18 protein-coding genes are annotated in these 15,359 nt (G+C 50.1%); 12 read left to right on the forward strand and 6 right to left on the reverse strand.

Going from position 1 to position 15,359, the window contains the following annotated elements:
• The first annotated feature begins 60 nt into the window (after positions 1-60).
• Positions 61-279: an ogr/Delta-like zinc finger family protein gene (locus tag BEA93_RS08665; RefSeq protein WP_000972391.1), complete on the forward strand. Its 219-nt coding sequence runs from the start codon at positions 61-63 to the stop codon at positions 277-279.
• 235 nt (positions 280-514) lie between these two features.
• Here the strand turns inward: BEA93_RS08665 and BEA93_RS08670 are convergent, their stop codons facing one another.
• Positions 515-2,200, reverse strand: coding sequence for an aspartate:alanine antiporter (locus BEA93_RS08670; protein ID WP_001024862.1), 1,686 nt, complete (start codon positions 2,198-2,200; stop codon positions 515-517).
• Between the two features lie 268 nt (positions 2,201-2,468).
• Here BEA93_RS08670 and BEA93_RS08675 point away from each other — a divergent pair, with 268 nt between their 5' ends.
• The gene (locus BEA93_RS08675; RefSeq protein WP_000681115.1) at positions 2,469-2,846 is read left to right on the forward strand and encodes an inner membrane protein YbjM; all 378 of its coding nucleotides are present in this window, start codon (positions 2,469-2,471) and stop codon (positions 2,844-2,846) included.
• Positions 2,847-2,878: 32 nt separating this feature from the next.
• Here the strand turns inward: BEA93_RS08675 and grxA are convergent, their stop codons facing one another.
• Positions 2,879-3,136 (reverse strand): glutaredoxin 1, encoded by a 258-nt coding sequence (grxA, locus tag BEA93_RS08680; RefSeq protein ID WP_001195226.1) that lies wholly within the window; start codon positions 3,134-3,136, stop codon positions 2,879-2,881.
• A 159-nt stretch (positions 3,137-3,295) separates the two neighbouring features.
• Here grxA and BEA93_RS08685 point away from each other — a divergent pair, with 159 nt between their 5' ends.
• The 10 genes from BEA93_RS08685 (at position 3,296) to rlmC (ending at position 12,019) form a co-directional block, all read left to right on the forward strand.
• A complete protein-coding gene (locus BEA93_RS08685; protein WP_001259126.1) occupies positions 3,296-3,583 on the forward strand; it encodes a YbjC family protein in 288 nt (95 codons plus the stop codon).
• Positions 3,567-4,289, forward strand: coding sequence for a nitroreductase NfsA (nfsA, locus tag BEA93_RS08690; protein WP_000189116.1), 723 nt, complete (start codon positions 3,567-3,569; stop codon positions 4,287-4,289). The genes BEA93_RS08685 and nfsA overlap by 17 nt, the downstream gene beginning before the upstream one ends.
• 60 nt (positions 4,290-4,349) lie before the next feature.
• On the forward strand, positions 4,350-5,252 hold the full coding sequence (rimK, locus tag BEA93_RS08695) for a 30S ribosomal protein S6--L-glutamate ligase (protein ID WP_000684354.1): 903 nt from the start codon (positions 4,350-4,352) through the stop codon (positions 5,250-5,252).
• A gap of 87 nt (positions 5,253-5,339) precedes the next feature.
• Positions 5,340-5,816 (forward strand): YbjN domain-containing protein, encoded by a 477-nt coding sequence (locus BEA93_RS08700; protein WP_001516074.1) that lies wholly within the window; start codon positions 5,340-5,342, stop codon positions 5,814-5,816.
• 350 nt (positions 5,817-6,166) lie between these two features.
• Complete coding sequence (gene potF / locus BEA93_RS08710) at positions 6,167-7,279, forward strand: spermidine/putrescine ABC transporter substrate-binding protein PotF (RefSeq protein WP_000147250.1); 1,113 nt, start codon at positions 6,167-6,169, stop codon at positions 7,277-7,279.
• Between the two features lie 94 nt (positions 7,280-7,373).
• Positions 7,374-8,507 (forward strand): putrescine ABC transporter ATP-binding subunit PotG, encoded by a 1,134-nt coding sequence (potG, locus tag BEA93_RS08715; RefSeq protein WP_000995979.1) that lies wholly within the window; start codon positions 7,374-7,376, stop codon positions 8,505-8,507.
• A gap of 9 nt (positions 8,508-8,516) precedes the next feature.
• Entirely contained in the window at positions 8,517-9,461 is a 945-nt protein-coding gene (gene potH / locus BEA93_RS08720) for a putrescine ABC transporter permease PotH (protein ID WP_001516075.1), read from the forward strand.
• Positions 9,458-10,303, forward strand: a complete 846-nt coding sequence (gene potI / locus BEA93_RS08725) for a putrescine ABC transporter permease PotI (RefSeq protein WP_001516076.1) — start codon at positions 9,458-9,460, stop codon at positions 10,301-10,303. The genes potH and potI overlap by 4 nt, the downstream gene beginning before the upstream one ends.
• A gap of 59 nt (positions 10,304-10,362) precedes the next feature.
• Entirely contained in the window at positions 10,363-10,851 is a 489-nt protein-coding gene (locus tag BEA93_RS08730) for a YbjO family protein (protein WP_000389253.1), read from the forward strand.
• A gap of 40 nt (positions 10,852-10,891) precedes the next feature.
• On the forward strand, positions 10,892-12,019 hold the full coding sequence (rlmC, locus tag BEA93_RS08735) for a 23S rRNA (uracil(747)-C(5))-methyltransferase RlmC (protein ID WP_001149757.1): 1,128 nt from the start codon (positions 10,892-10,894) through the stop codon (positions 12,017-12,019).
• Positions 12,020-12,193: 174 nt separating this feature from the next.
• On the opposite strand, the gene artJ is transcribed toward rlmC, so the two are convergent.
• From artJ to artI, 4 genes are all read right to left on the reverse strand, one after another.
• Positions 12,194-12,925, reverse strand: a complete 732-nt coding sequence (gene artJ / locus BEA93_RS08740; protein WP_001516078.1) for an arginine ABC transporter substrate-binding protein ArtJ — start codon at positions 12,923-12,925, stop codon at positions 12,194-12,196.
• Positions 12,926-13,228: 303 nt separating this feature from the next.
• Positions 13,229-13,897 (reverse strand): arginine ABC transporter permease ArtM, encoded by a 669-nt coding sequence (gene artM, locus BEA93_RS08745; RefSeq protein ID WP_000895404.1) that lies wholly within the window; start codon positions 13,895-13,897, stop codon positions 13,229-13,231.
• A complete protein-coding gene (artQ, locus tag BEA93_RS08750; protein WP_001001690.1) occupies positions 13,897-14,613 on the reverse strand; it encodes an arginine ABC transporter permease ArtQ in 717 nt (238 codons plus the stop codon). Before artQ ends, artM begins: the two co-directional genes overlap by 1 nt.
• A 6-nt stretch (positions 14,614-14,619) precedes the next feature.
• Positions 14,620-15,351, reverse strand: a complete 732-nt coding sequence (gene artI, locus BEA93_RS08755; protein WP_000756581.1) for an arginine ABC transporter substrate-binding protein ArtI — start codon at positions 15,349-15,351, stop codon at positions 14,620-14,622.
• Between the last annotated feature and the right edge of the window lie 8 nt (positions 15,352-15,359).

Here is a 15,359-nt window from a genome sequence, read left to right on the forward strand (position 1 = left end):
AAAATGGAATAATGCGGTATCATTATTGTGAATTTAGCAAAAATGGGGAGAACTCGAAAAATGATGATTTGCCCACTGTGTGGAAGTGCCGCCCATACTCGCAGCAGTTTTCAGGTATCTTCATTGACCAAAGAGCGTTACAACCAGTGCCAGAACATTAACTGCAGCCATACTTTTGTTACCCATGAAACTTTTGTTCGTTCGATTGCAACGCCAAAAGAGTCAAATCCGGTTCAGCCGCATCCAATGAAATCAGGACAGGTGGCGCTCTCTCTTTGACGCTGCCGCCATTTTGTCGCCATCGTTAAAAAACAGTGTTTCTAACATCATGATTTTAAACAGCTTAAATTTCAGGCAACAAAAAACCCATCAACCTTGAACCTAAATGGCGGGGTTGATGGGCTCCACAAAATGGGGACATCAAAGAAAAGCAGTGGCACTAATTAAGACTGATACCCTGAAGAAAAGTTCTGCGGTTGTACAAAAAAATTTCATTTTTAGGGCAACTTCAGTTTTATCCGAGTCCGGGCCATACCATCACAATGATTGTCCCTGCCAGTGTCAGCAGTACGTTAGCTATTGCATAAGTGCCCGCATAGCCCAGCGCCGGGATGTTACTGCGGGCTGTATCACTGATGATCTCCATTGCCGGTGCGCAGGTTCGTGCGCCCATCATTGCGCCGAATAACAGTGCGCGGTTCATACGCAATACGTAAGCACCGAACAGGAAGCAGATAACAACGGGCACCAGACTGACAATCAATCCGGCAATCAACATCTGACCGCCAATCGCGCCCAGGCCGTTATTGATGCCGCTACCGGCGCTTAAACCAACACCCGCCATAAACACCATCAAACCAAACTCTTTCACCATACTTAACGCACCCTGCGGAATATAGCCGAAGGTCGGGTGGTTAGCGCGCATAAAGCCCAGCATAATGCCAGCGAATAACAATCCGGCAGCGTTACCCATGCCAAAACTGAAAGTGCTGAACTGGAAGGTAATCATCCCGATCATCAGGCCTATAACAAAGAATGCGCAGAATGCCAGCAAGTCGGTGACCTGGCTGTGAATCGAAATAAAGCCGATACGGTCAGCGATGGTCTTCACACGGCGGGCATCGCCGCTCACCTGCAAAACGTCACCTTTGTTAAGCACTACGTTATCGTCAATTGGCATCTCGATCTGACTGCGGATCACGCGGTTAAGGAAGCAACCGTGATCGGTCAACTTCAATTGCGCCAGACGTTTACCGACGGCGTTATGGTTTTTGACGACCACCTCTTCAGTGACAATACGCATGTCGAGAAGGTCACGATCAAAAACTTCTTTACCGTTACGGAAGCTGGGATCGAGTCGGGCGTGGGCATCGGGATATCCTACCAACGCTATTTCATCGCCCATTTGCAACACGGCGTCACCATCCGGATTTGCCAGAATCCCGTTACGACGGATACGTTCAATGTAGCAACCGGTCTGTCGATAAATACCCAATTCACGCAAGTTCTTGCCGTCGGCCCAGGCGACCAGTTCCGGTCCGACTCGGTAAGCGCGAATCACCGGCAGATAGACTTTGCGGCTGGCGTCGGTGTCCAGACCTCGCTCACGAGCGATTTGCTGGGCGCTGGTCTGTAAGTCCTGATGCTGTAACTTGGGCAGGTAACGCGCTCCGACAATCAGGCTCACCAGACCGATCAAATAGGTTAATGCATACCCAAGGCTTAAATTATCCAGTGCCGCGGAGAGCTGCCCGCTTTCTATACCAGAGTGGCGTAACGTATCGCCCGCACCGACCAGAACCGGCGTCGATGTCATGGAGCCAGCCAACATACCGGCCGTCAGGCCAATGTCCCAGCCAAACAGCTTACCCAAACCTAAGGCGATCAACAGCGCACTACCGACCATTACCAGCGCTAACATTAGGTAATTTTTCCCATCGCGGAAAAAAATGGAAAAAAAGTTGGGTCCGGCTTCGACCCCGACGCAGAAAATAAACAGCATAAAGCCAAGATTAAGCGCGTCGGTGTTAATACTGAAATGTTGTTGACCTAATAATAGCGATACGACTAAAACGCCAATGGAATTACCCAGTTGGATTGAACCAAGTCGTAATTTTCCGAGACATAGCCCAAGCGCGAGGACCACGAATAATAACAGAATGTAATTCCCATTTAACAATTCGGCGACGTTTATATTCACGGAGACTAACTTCTTGTTTACGAGTAAGCTGTTGAAAGAAATGGTAATTTAAGATAATGTTTTTACCTGAATTCAGGGCGCAGATTCATTCAGCGCACTTAATCAATAGTAAAGTAACAATATATTTTACTAGTGTAATCACATTAGATACCAACGGCTATAAGAATTGTGTTGGCCTATATTAGCATGGAATGCGAAGCGGCTTTATCTTACTGAGCGCCACACTGGCGAAAAATGTGTTCGATAGAGGCAGTGTCAGGAGGAAGATGTGAAACATAAACAACGTTGGGCGGGGGCAGTCTGCTGTTTTGTCCTCTTCATTGTGGTGTGCCTTTTCCTGGCGACGCATATGAAGGGCGCTTTTCGGGCTGCCGGGCATCCTGAAATCGGCTTACTGTTTTTCATTCTTCCTGGAGCTGTCGCCAGTTTTTTTTCGCAGCGTAGAGAAGTCCTTAAACCCCTGTTTGGCGCAATGCTGGCAGCACCGTGTTCTATGTTAATTATGCGCCTGTTTTTTTCACCAACACGCTCATTCTGGCAAGAGCTGGCATGGTTATTGAGTGCTGTCTTCTGGTGTGCGCTGGGGGCGTTGTGTTTCTTGTTTATCAGTAGCTTGTTCAAGCCACAACACAGAAAAAATCAATAAAGCCCTCAAACAGAGAGGGCTTATCCGGCAAATCAGGCGTCAAGATTCTCTTTTACCCAGGCTGCAAAATCGGTATAGCCACCGATGTGTTGCTGATCGACAAAAATCTGCGGCACGGTTTCAACGGGCTTCCCGGCCTTCTGTTGTAAATCTTCTTTAGTGATCCCTTCAGCACGAATATCCACATACTGATAGTGAAAATCATCGCGCTCGTTGCTTAATTTTTCTGCCAGATCTTTTGCACGAACGCAGTAAGGGCAACCCGGACGGCCGAAAATAACGGTTTGCATTTTCTCTCTCCATTTATCTGTCATGCGTGCATGATCACGCCAAATCTTATTCGCTGAAAGTAGGTTTAACCTGTTGCATTGATTGTTTAAAGCTATAACTGTTAAGCACAATGTGATGAAAGGTTTTAAACTGGCCGCTCACTTTGCAGAGGGAAGCCTATGCGCACGATCGGTAAATTGCCTGACAGTGTGTTGATACTGGAATTTCTCGGAATGATGTTACTGGCTGTGTCGCTGCTGTCGGTAAGCGACTACCTTTCGCTTCCGATGCCGTTTTCTACACCAGAAGCGCAAATTCTGATGATTTTTCTCGGTGTTTTGCTCATGCTTCCCGCTGCGGTGGTGGTTATTCTTCAGGTTGCAAAACGGCTTGCCCCGCAACTGATGAATCGTCCACCAGAATCTTCATGTTCAGAAAGAGAAAAAGATAATGACGCCAACCATTGAACTCATTTGTGGTCATCGCTCCATTCGCCATTTCACTGATGAACCTATCTCCGCTGAACAGCGCGAGGCGATTATCAACAGCGCCCGGGCGACTTCCAGTTCCAGTTTTTTGCAGTGCAGCAGCATTATTCGCATTACTGATAAAGCTCTGCGTAATGAACTGGTAACGCTGACCGGTGGGCAAAAACACGTTGCGCAAGCGGCGGAGTTCTGGGTGTTCTGTGCCGACTTTAACCGCCATTTACAGATTTGCCCGGATGCTCAACTCGGCCTGGCGGAACAGTTGTTACTCGGTGTCGTTGATACGGCGATGATGGCGCAAAACGCCTTAACCGCAGCGGAATCGCTGGGATTGGGCGGTGTATATATCGGTGGCCTGCGCAATAACATTGAAGCAGTGACGGAACTGCTGAAATTGCCGAAGCATGTATTGCCGCTGTTTGGCTTGTGCCTGGGCTGGCCTGCGGATAACCCGGATCTCAAGCCGCGTTTACCGTCCTCTATTTTGGTGCATGAAAACAGCTACCAACCGCTGGATAAAGACATTCTGGCACAGTATGACGAGCAACTGGCGGAATATTATCTCACCCGTGGTAGCAATAATCGCCGTGATACCTGGAGCGATCATATTCGCCGGACGATTATCAAAGAAAGTCGTCCTTTTATTCTCGATTATTTACATAAACAAGGTTGGGCGACGCGCTAAAACCGTAACGCCGATGTATTATACGCGGGCTTTTGACCAGGTCTGACAGAGAGGTGCAGGGTGAAAATTGCCATATTGTCCCGGGATGGAACCCTCTATTCGTGTAAGCGACTGCGTGAAGCGGCGTTGCAGCGCGGTCACCTGGTTGAAATTCTCGATCCGCTTTCTTGTTACATGAACATTAATCCTGCGGCGTCGTCCATTCATTATAAAGGTCGCAAGCTTCCCCATTTTGATGCGGTGATCCCGCGCATTGGCACCGCCATTACCTTTTATGGAACGGCGGCGCTGCGCCAGTTTGAAATGCTGGGCAGTTATCCGCTAAATGAATCGGTTGCTATTGCCCGTGCGCGTGACAAATTGCGTTCAATGCAATTGCTGGCACGTCAGGGTATTGACCTGCCTGTCACGGGGATTGCGCATTCGCCGGACGATACCAGCGACTTAATCGAGATGGTCGGTGGTGCGCCGCTGGTGGTCAAGCTGGTTGAAGGTACGCAGGGAATTGGTGTGGTGCTGGCGGAGACGCGTCAGGCGGCAGAAAGCGTGATTGATGCATTTCGCGGCCTGAATGCCCATATTCTGGTGCAGGAATATATCAAAGAGGCGCAAGGGCGCGATATTCGCTGTCTGGTCGTCGGTGATGAAGTGGTTGCGGCGATTGAACGGCGGGCGAAAGAAGGCGATTTTCGTTCCAATTTGCATCGTGGTGGCGCGGCAAGCGTCGCAAGTATCACGCCGCAGGAGCGCGAAATCGCCATTAAAGCCGCGCGAACGATGGCGCTGGATGTTGCCGGTGTGGATATTCTGCGTGCAAATCGCGGACCGTTGGTGATGGAGGTAAATGCATCGCCAGGTCTGGAAGGGATAGAAAAAACCACCGGTATAGACATCGCGGGTAAAATGATCCGCTGGATTGAACGCCATGCTACGGCGGAATATTGCTTAAAAACCGGTGGTTAGTCGCAATAACGTGACTGATCATGGTTTTGCCTGCGCTTTTTGCGTAAGCTGTGCCGGTCTTTTTATCGGAAGAGGTTGTACAAAATTATGACATCGCTGGTCGTTCCTGGTCTGGATACGTTGCGTCAATGGCTCGATGACCTGGGGATGAGTTTTTTTGAATGTGATAACTGTCAGGCTCTGCATCTGCCACATATGCAGAATTTCGACGGTGTCTTTGATGCCAAAATCGATCTGATAGATAACACAATCCTGTTTTCTGCTATGGCGGAAGTCAGACCTTCAGCCGTGTTACCGCTGGCGGCGGATTTATCAGCCATCAATGCCAGTTCGCTGACCGTGAAAGCATTTCTTGATATGCAGGATGATAATCTGCCAAAGCTGGTGGTTTGCCAGTCTTTATCCGTTATGCAGGGCGTAACCTATGAACAGTTTGCATGGTTTGTACGTCAGAGCGAAGAGCAGATTTCGATGGTTATCCTTGAAGCCAATGCCCATCAACTGCTGTTACCGACTGATGATGAAGGGCAAAACAACGTTAGCGAAAACTATTTCCTTCACTGATAATTCCTTTTGAGCACGCAGTCGCTGCCGCAGTGGCTGCGCGTTGTAATATTTTCTGCTGATTTTAACCTTTCATTAAAGATTATTTCACTTCTGTTGTGCCGGATTTGCTTTATCACATAGAGCAAATACGCATAAAAATTTGTTAAATGCCGTTTTTTTATTACAGCTATAGTTTCAAACCCTGGCTAAAGTTATTCTTGCAATGCTTTTATATAGCGAGCAATGCTGGCCGGGAGAGAGTCCTCTTTTCTTACACCGCGCCGATAAAAAATATGCACATTTATTGCATATCTTTCAGTGTGACAACTTTTGTTCGTTTGTTAACGAACTTTCAGAAGGAAAGAGATATGACCGGCTTAAATAAAAAATGGCTATCGGGTCTGGTTGCGGGTGCTCTGATGGCTGTCTCTGTCGGCACGCTCGCGGCTGAACAAAAAACACTCCACATTTATAACTGGTCTGATTATATCGCCCCGGATACGGTGGCAAATTTTGAAAAAGAGACCGGTATCAAAGTCGTCTACGATGTTTTTGATTCCAACGAAGTGCTGGAAGGCAAATTAATGGCGGGGAGCACCGGCTTTGATCTTGTCGTTCCATCAGCCAGCTTTCTTGAACGCCAGTTGACTGCCGGTGTGTTCCAGCCGCTGGATAAAAGCAAATTGCCAGAATGGAAGAATCTCGATCCAGAATTGTTGAAACTGGTGGCAAAACACGATCCCGGCAATAAATTTGCCATGCCATATATGTGGGCGACGACTGGCATTGGCTATAACGTCGATAAAGTTAAAGCGGTACTGGGTGAAAATGCGCCTGTCGATAGCTGGGACTTGATCCTCAAACCTGAAAATCTGGAAAAACTGAAAAGCTGCGGCGTCTCTTTCCTCGATGCGCCGGAAGAAGTTTTTGCTACCGTGCTGAATTATCTCGGCAAAGATCCGAACAGTACCAAAGCAGATGATTACACCGGACCGGCTACCGACTTACTGTTGAAACTGCGCCCGAATATTCGCTATTTCCACTCCTCTCAGTACATAAACGATCTGGCAAACGGTGATATCTGCGTCGCTATCGGCTGGGCGGGTGATGTCTGGCAGGCGTCAAACCGTGCGAAGGAAGCGAAGAATGGCGTAAATGTCTCTTTCTCGATTCCGAAAGAAGGGGCGATGGCATTCTTTGATGTGTTCGCCATGCCTGCCGACGCCAAAAATAAAGACGAAGCGTATCAGTTTCTGAATTACCTGCTACGCCCGGATGTAGTAGCGCATATCTCCGACCATGTGTTCTATGCCAACGCCAACAAAGAAGCGACGCCGCTGGTAAGCGCGGAAGTGCGTGATAACCCGGGGATTTATCCTCCGGCAGACGTTCGCGGCAAAATGTTCACACTGCAAGTGCAGGACCCGAAAATTGACCGAGTGCGCACCCGCGCCTGGACTAAAGTGAAGAGCGGAAAATAATCCGCAGCCGTAGATGCCGGACGGGCGAGCCAGTCCCTCCGGCAATTTGCACCATCATGGTGCGCTTGCACACCTTAAATGCCGGAGAGCAGCCGTGAATGACGCTATCCCTCGCCCACAGGCGAAAAGTCGGAAGTCGCTGACACCACTATTAGAAATCCGCAATTTGACCAAATCTTACGATGGTCAACATGCGGTCGATGATGTCAGTCTGACCATTTATAAAGGCGAAATCTTTGCACTGCTGGGCGCATCTGGCTGTGGCAAGTCCACACTGCTGCGTATGCTGGCAGGTTTCGAACAACCTTCTGCCGGGCAGATTATGCTTGATGGCGTTGATTTGTCACAGGTGCCGCCTTATCTGCGCCCCATCAATATGATGTTCCAGTCCTATGCGCTGTTTCCGCATATGTCCGTGGAACAGAACATCGCCTTTGGCCTGAAACAGGACAAGTTACCAAAAGCGGAAATTGCCAGCCGGGTCAACGAGATGCTCGGGTTGGTGCATATGCAGGAGTTCGCCAAACGCAAACCGCATCAACTTTCCGGCGGTCAACGCCAGCGTGTGGCGCTGGCCCGAAGCCTTGCCAAGCGCCCAAAACTTCTGCTGCTTGATGAACCGATGGGCGCGCTGGATAAAAAACTACGTGACCGGATGCAGCTTGAAGTGGTGGATATTCTCGAGCGTGTCGGCGTGACCTGTGTGATGGTCACCCACGATCAGGAAGAGGCGATGACCATGGCGGGGCGTATTGCCATTATGAATCGCGGTAAATTTGTCCAGATTGGCGAGCCGGAAGAAATTTATGAGCACCCGACCACCCGCTACAGCGCCGAGTTTATTGGTTCAGTTAACGTCTTTGAAGGGCTGCTAAAAGAGCGCCAGGAAGACGGACTATTGCTCTATTCGCCGGGGCTGGTGCATCCGTTGAAAGTCGATCCGCAGGCGTCAGTGGTCGATAACGTGCCGGTGCATGTGGCGCTGCGTCCGGAAAAAATCATGCTCTGTGACGAACCGCCTACTGATGGCTGCAATTTTGCGGTGGGAGAGGTGACACATATTGCCTATCTCGGTGATTTGTCTGTTTATCATGTTCGCCTGAAAAGTGGGCAGATGATCAGCGCTCAGTTACAAAACGCCCATCGTCATCGTAAAGGGCTGCCGACCTGGGGCGATGAAGTCCGTTTATGTTGGGAAGTGGACAGTTGTGTGGTGCTGACGGTTTAAGGAGCAAAGATGAGTACACTTGAACCTCCTGTCCAGCCGGGCGGGTTGAAACTGTGGCTTACGCAGTGGCAGATGAAGCACGGGCGTAAACTGGTGATTGCGCTGCCGTATATCTGGTTGATTTTGCTGTTTCTGCTGCCATTTCTTATCGTCTTTAAAATAAGTCTGGCAGAGATGGCGCGCGCCATTCCCCCTTACACCGAACTGATGGAATGGGCGGATGGGCAACTGTCGATCACCCTCAACCTTGGTAATTTCCTGCAGCTAACCGACGATCCGCTCTATTTCGATGCTTATCTCCAGTCGTTACAGGTAGCGGCGATTTCGACCGTTTGTTGCTTATTGCTCGGCTACCCGCTGGCGTGGGCGGTGGCGCACAGTAAGCCTTCAACCCGCAATATATTATTGCTGCTGGTGATCCTGCCGTCGTGGACTTCGTTTTTGATCCGCGTTTACGCCTGGATGGGGATCCTGAAAAACAACGGTGTATTGAATAATTTCCTGCTGTGGCTGGGTGTTATCGATCAACCGCTGACCATTCTGCATACCAATCTGGCAGTTTATATCGGCATTGTTTACGCCTATGTGCCGTTTATGGTGTTGCCGATCTACACCGCGTTAACCCGCATCGATTATTCGCTGGTAGAGGCGGCACTGGATCTCGGCGCGCGACCGCTGAAAACGTTCTTCACCGTCATTGTGCCACTGACCAAAGGCGGGATTATCGCCGGATCGATGTTGGTTTTCATTCCGGCGGTTGGTGAGTTTGTGATCCCGGAACTGCTCGGCGGCCCGGACAGTATTATGATCGGACGCGTCCTGTGGCAGGAGTTTTTCAATAACCGCGACTGGCCGGTGGCCTCAGCGGTGGCGATCATCATGTTATTGCTGCTGATTGTGCCAATTATGTGGTTCCACAAATATCAGCAAAAAAGCGTGGGGGAGCACGGATGAATAATTTACCGGTCGTTCGTTCTCCCTGGCGGATTGTGATTTTGCTGCTGGGTTTCACCTTTCTCTATGCGCCGATGCTGATGCTGGTTATCTATTCGTTTAACAGTTCGAAACTGGTGACGGTGTGGGCCGGTTGGTCAACGCGCTGGTACGGCGAATTATTGCGTGACGATGCGATGATGAGTGCGGTCGGGTTAAGTCTGACTATTGCCGCCTGTGCGGCGACCGCGGCGGCGATCCTCGGGACTATTGCGGCGGTCGTGCTGGTACGGTTTGGACGGTTTCGTGGCTCAAATGGCTTTGCCTTTATGATCACCGCGCCGCTTGTCATGCCGGATGTGATAACTGGTCTGTCGTTGTTGTTATTGTTCGTTGCCCTTGCTCATGCCATTGGCTGGCCAGCCGATCGCGGCATGTTGACTATCTGGCTGGCGCACGTAACTTTCTGTACGGCGTATGTGGCGGTCGTTATTTCTTCACGTTTGCGGGAACTGGATCGCTCGATAGAAGAAGCGGCGATGGATCTCGGTGCGATGCCGCTGAAAGTATTTTTCGTGATTACGCTGCCGATGATCATGCCGGCAATCATTTCTGGTTGGTTGCTTGCTTTTACTCTGTCGCTCGATGACCTGGTGATTGCCAGTTTTGTTTCCGGACCCGGTGCCACCACATTGCCGATGTTGGTTTTTTCCAGCGTGCGGATGGGGGTGAATCCGGAGATTAACGCCCTGGCGACGTTGATCCTTGGGGCGGTAGGAATTATCGGATTTATCGCCTGGTATTTAATGGCGCGTGCAGAAAAGCAGCGGATACGCGATATCCAGCGTGCAAGACGTGGCTGAAGACACTAAAATTTGCCAACCTGGCTACATAATGCCGCGCATGTCGCGGCATTGTTTTCATGGAAGACGAAACGTTGGGATTTTTTAAGAAAACATCTTCATCACATGCTCGCCTGAATGTGCCTGCGCTGGTGCAGGTGGCGGCGCTCGCCATTATTATGATCCGTGGTCTCGACGTGCTGATGATTTTCAATACGCTGGGCGTTCACGGTATTGGCGAATTCATTCATCGTAGCGTACAAACCTGGAGTTTAACGCTGGTCTTTTTAAGCAGCCTGGCGCTGGTTTTTATTGAAATCTGGTGTGCGTTTTCGCTGGTGAAAGGCTGTAGCTGGGCGCGCTGGCTGTATCTGCTGACACAAATTACGGCTGCCAGTTATCTGTGGGCGGCTTCACTCGGTTATGGTTATCCTGAGCTGTTCAGCATTCCCGGTGAATCAAAACGCGAAATCCTCCATAGCCTGATGCTGCAGAAGCTGCCGGATATGCTCATCCTGTTGTTGCTATTCGTTCCCGCTACCAGTCGGCGGTTCTTCCAGTTGCAATAATGTGTATAATCGTCGCCCCTGATGATGTGAAGGTCAATGTATGCAGTGCGCACTTTACGACGCGGGTCGCTGTCGTTCCTGTCAGTGGATAACGCAGCCGATTCCAGAGCAACTCTCCGCTAAAACCGCCGATCTTAAAAATCTGCTGACCGATTTTCCGGTTGCGGAGTGGTGTGCGCCGGTGTCTGGCCCCGAACAAGGGTTTCGTAATAAAGCCAAAATGGTGGTGAGTGGCAGCGTTGAAAAGCCACTGCTCGGAATGCTACACCGCGACGGCACGCCGGAAGATCTTTGCGACTGTCCGCTTTATCCTGCCTCATTTGCGCCCGTTTTTGCGGCGCTAAAACCGTTTATTGCCCGCGCCGGGCTGACGCCGTACAACGTGGCGCGTAAGCGTGGCGAACTGAAATACATTCTGCTGACTGAAAGCCAGACTGATGGCGGCATGATGCTGCGTTTTGTGCTGCGCTCGGAAACCAAGCTGGCGCAACTGCGTAAGGCGCTACCGTGGCTACAGGCACAACTGCCGCAGCTCAACGTCATTACCGTCAATATTCAGCCAGTACATATGGCGATTATGGAAGGGGAGACGGAGATCTACCTGACCGAACAACAGGCGCTGGCAGAGCGTTTTAATAACGTACCGTTGTGGATCCGTCCGCAAAGTTTCTTCCAGACCAATCCGGCAGTTGCCAGCCAGCTTTATGCGACCGCGCGTGACTGGGTACAGCAACTACCGGTAAACCATATGTGGGATCTGTTTTGCGGTGTTGGCGGTTTTGGTTTGCATTGTGCGACGCCAGAAATGCAGTTAACGGGGATTGAAATTGCACCAGAAGCGATTGCTTGTGCGAAACAGTCTGCTGCTGAGCTGGGCTTAACGCGTTTGCAATTTCAGGCGCTGGACTCCACTCAGTTTGCCACCGCGCAAGGCGAAGTGCCGGAACTGGTGCTGGTTAATCCACCGCGTCGCGGCATTGGAAAGCCACTGTGTGACTATCTCTCAACGATGGCACCGCGTTTTATTATTTACTCCAGTTGTAACGCTCAAACGATGGCGAAAGATATTCGCGAACTGCCTGGTTATCGCATTGAGCGGGTACAGCTTTTCGATATGTTCCCGCACACCGCGCATTATGAAGTGCTGACGCTGTTGGTGAAGCAATAAAAAAGCCGCGGCTGCGGCTTCAGATTGTTGACCAGATGCGCTTTGTTCATGCCGGATGCGGGGTGAACACCTTATGCAACCTACAAAATCTTGCGAAATCAATATATTGTAGAGTCAATGTAGGCCAGATAAACGTAGCGCATCAGGCCATCTTACTTTTGTCATCAGTCTCAATTACTGCGGGAACCATTGATCACTGATTTTCTGATACGTACCGTCGGCTTTAACGGCTGCCAGTGCGTTATTCAGTTTCTCCAGCAGAGCTTTGTTATCCGGACGAACAGCGATGCCCAGGCCGGTGCCGAAGTACTGCGGATCGGTCACTTTCTCAGTCGCAACGCCCAGTTGTGGATTGGTTTTCAGCCATTCATTAACTACCGCTGTGTCACCAAATACACCATCGATACGGCCATTTTTCAGGTCGATAAATGCATTCTGATAGCTGTCATAAGAGACGGTTTTCACTTCCGGATGCTGATCCTGAATATATTTCTGGTGGGTGGTGCCGTTTTCCATACCAATACGTTTACCTTTCAAATCGGCAAAAGTCTTATAGGTATCTTTTTTGGCAATCACGACGGCAGAGTTTTCGTAGTATGGCGTGGTAAAGGCCACCTGTTTGCTGCGCTCTGGTGTGATGTCCATCCCGGAAATCACGGCGTCATATTTCCTGAATTTTAGTGACGGGATCAGGCTGTCGAAAGCGTGATTAGTAAAAGTACATTCTGCCTGCATTTGTTTGCATAACGCTTTTGCCAGATCGATATCAAAGCCGACGATCTCATTATTAGCACCTATAGATTCAAAGGGGGGATAGGTAGCTGATACGCCAAAATTGATTTTCTCTGCGGCAGAAGCGCCGAAAGTAAAGGAAGCAAGTAATGCGGCAAGAACTAACTTTTTCATGATGGAACTCCCGTCTGTCAATCTTATGTTTATTGGCCGTGTCTGCGGCATGGGTTAACAATGCCATTAAGTGAATTTATATGCAATAAATATGATTAAATAATTCAAAATAGATAAAAAAAGACGGACAACTTAGTAGGTTGCCCGTCTTCATTATAAGGGTTTATGCAATATGCGGGTTCTGTGCTGGTGTCTGATGCGATGCTTGCGGGTCTTATCAGACCTACAAATTATCCTGCGAATGTAGGCCGGATAAGGCGTTCACGCCGCATCCGGCATTAGCACGTTATCAATGCAGCCACATTAATTCCGGCGCTCGAACGCCAGCGCTTTACGCTCGATCAGGCGCATCATCAACGTCAGCAGGCCGTTAACGATCAGGTAAATAATCCCCGCCGCGCCAAACACCATCACATCGTAGGTGCGTCCGTACAGCAACTGGCTGTATCCCATCACTTCCATCAGCGTAATGGTGTAAGCCAGCGAGGTACTTTTAAACACCAGCACCACTTCGTTGGAATAAGAAGAGAGCGAGCGTTTAAATGCATACGGCAGCAGGATCGCCAGCGTATCTTTTTTACTCATCCCCAGGGCGCTACAGGATTGCCACTGACCTTCCGGGATCGCACGAATTGCTCCGTAAAACAGTTGCGTGGTATACGCGGCACTATTCAGCGATAACGCAATCAGTGCACACAACCACGGTTCCGACAGCAAATGCCACAGCGCCGGATACTCCTGCAACGTCGGGAACTGGCCCGGTCCGTAGTAAATCAGGAAGATCTGCACCAGCAGCGGCGTACCGGTAAACAGCGTGATGTAACCCCGCACCAGCCACACCAGCACCGGTGTTTTCAGCGTCAGGACGATGGTAAAAATTAACGCCAGAATCAGCGCCACAATCAGCGAGGCGACCGTCAGCGTCAGGCTGGTATGCAGCCCTTTCATCAGTTCAGGTAAATACTCAAGCATCAGCCAGGTCTCCGCTCAAAACGTGTCGCGCGCAGATCAATGCGTTTGAGAATGTACTGGCTCAACAGGGTAATCACCAGGTAAATCGCCGCCGCCACAATGTACCAGGTAAATGGTTCCTGGGTACGGGTGGCGATGCTTTTGGTTTGCAGCATTAAATCATTCACACTAATCAAACTGACCAGCGCGGTATCTTTCAGTAGTACCAACCACTGGTTGCCGAGACCAGGCAGCGCATGACGCCACATCTGCGGCATCACCAGACGGAAAAATATAGCCGATTTCGACAGCCCCAGCGCCTGACCAGACTCCCACTGACCCACCGGCACCGCTTTCAGTGCACCGCGCAGGGTTTGCGAGGCATAGGCAGCATACAGCAGGGACAGGGCGATCACCCCGCAGAGGAACGGGCTAACGTCGAAGTTCTCTATGTCCATCTGCACCGGGATCTGTACGAACCCAAGGTTGATGGTGAAGCCATCCGAAAGTGTCAGTAGTAGCTGCGAAGAACCAAAATAGATAAACAGCACTACCAGAATTTCTGGCAGGCCGCGCAGAATCGTTACCAGCGCCGAACCTGCCCACGCGACAGGACGCCATTTTGCTGACTCCCACACCGCGAAGAACATCGCCAGCGCCAGACCGACAATCAATGCACAAACGGCAAGGCCGACGGTCATCCCGGCGGCGCTTGCTAAAGGAAAAAATTCATTCATCAGGAATTACTTCTGGAACCATTTGTTGTAGATGGTTTCGTAAGTGCCATCTTTCTTCACTTTTTCCAGCGCAGCGTTGAATTTCTGCTGCAGTTCAGTGTTGCCCTGACGTACCGCAATACCGAGGCCAGTACCGAAGTAATCTTTATCGGTCACTTTGTCGCCAACTGGTGCCAGTTTGGGATTATTGTTCAGCCATTCGGTTACCACTGCGGTGTCACCGAATACGCCGTCAATACGGCCATTTTGTAGATCCAGTTTCGCGTTCTGGTAGCTGTCATATGGAACAGTGGTGATTTCCGGATGTTTATCCATAATGAATTTCTGGTGCGTCGTCCCGTTCTGCACGCCGACTTTTTTGCCTTTCAGTTGATCAACGCTGGTGTATTTGCCTTGCTGACCAACAAACAGTGCAGAGTTGTCATAGTACGGGGTGGTGAACAGTACCTGTTTTTCACGCTCAGGAGTGATATCCATACCCGCCATAACGGCGTCCACACGACGGAATTTCAGACTCGGGATCAGGCTGTCAAACGCCTGGTTAGAGAAAGTACAGGTCGCATCGATCTCTTTACACAACGCCTGCGCCAGGTCAACGTCAAACCCGACGATCTGGTTATTCGCATCCATCGATTCAAACGGAGGATAGGATGCTTCGGTAGCAAAACGAATGGTTTCAGCGGCTGTGGCGGAAAGACTAAAACCTGCAATTAACGCGGCAATCAGAACTTTTTTCATTGTCGTTA

Origin of the sequence: Escherichia sp. MOD1-EC5950 (assembly GCF_002965345.1) — a bacterium.
GTDB lineage: Bacteria > Pseudomonadota > Gammaproteobacteria > Enterobacterales > Enterobacteriaceae > Escherichia > Escherichia marmotae.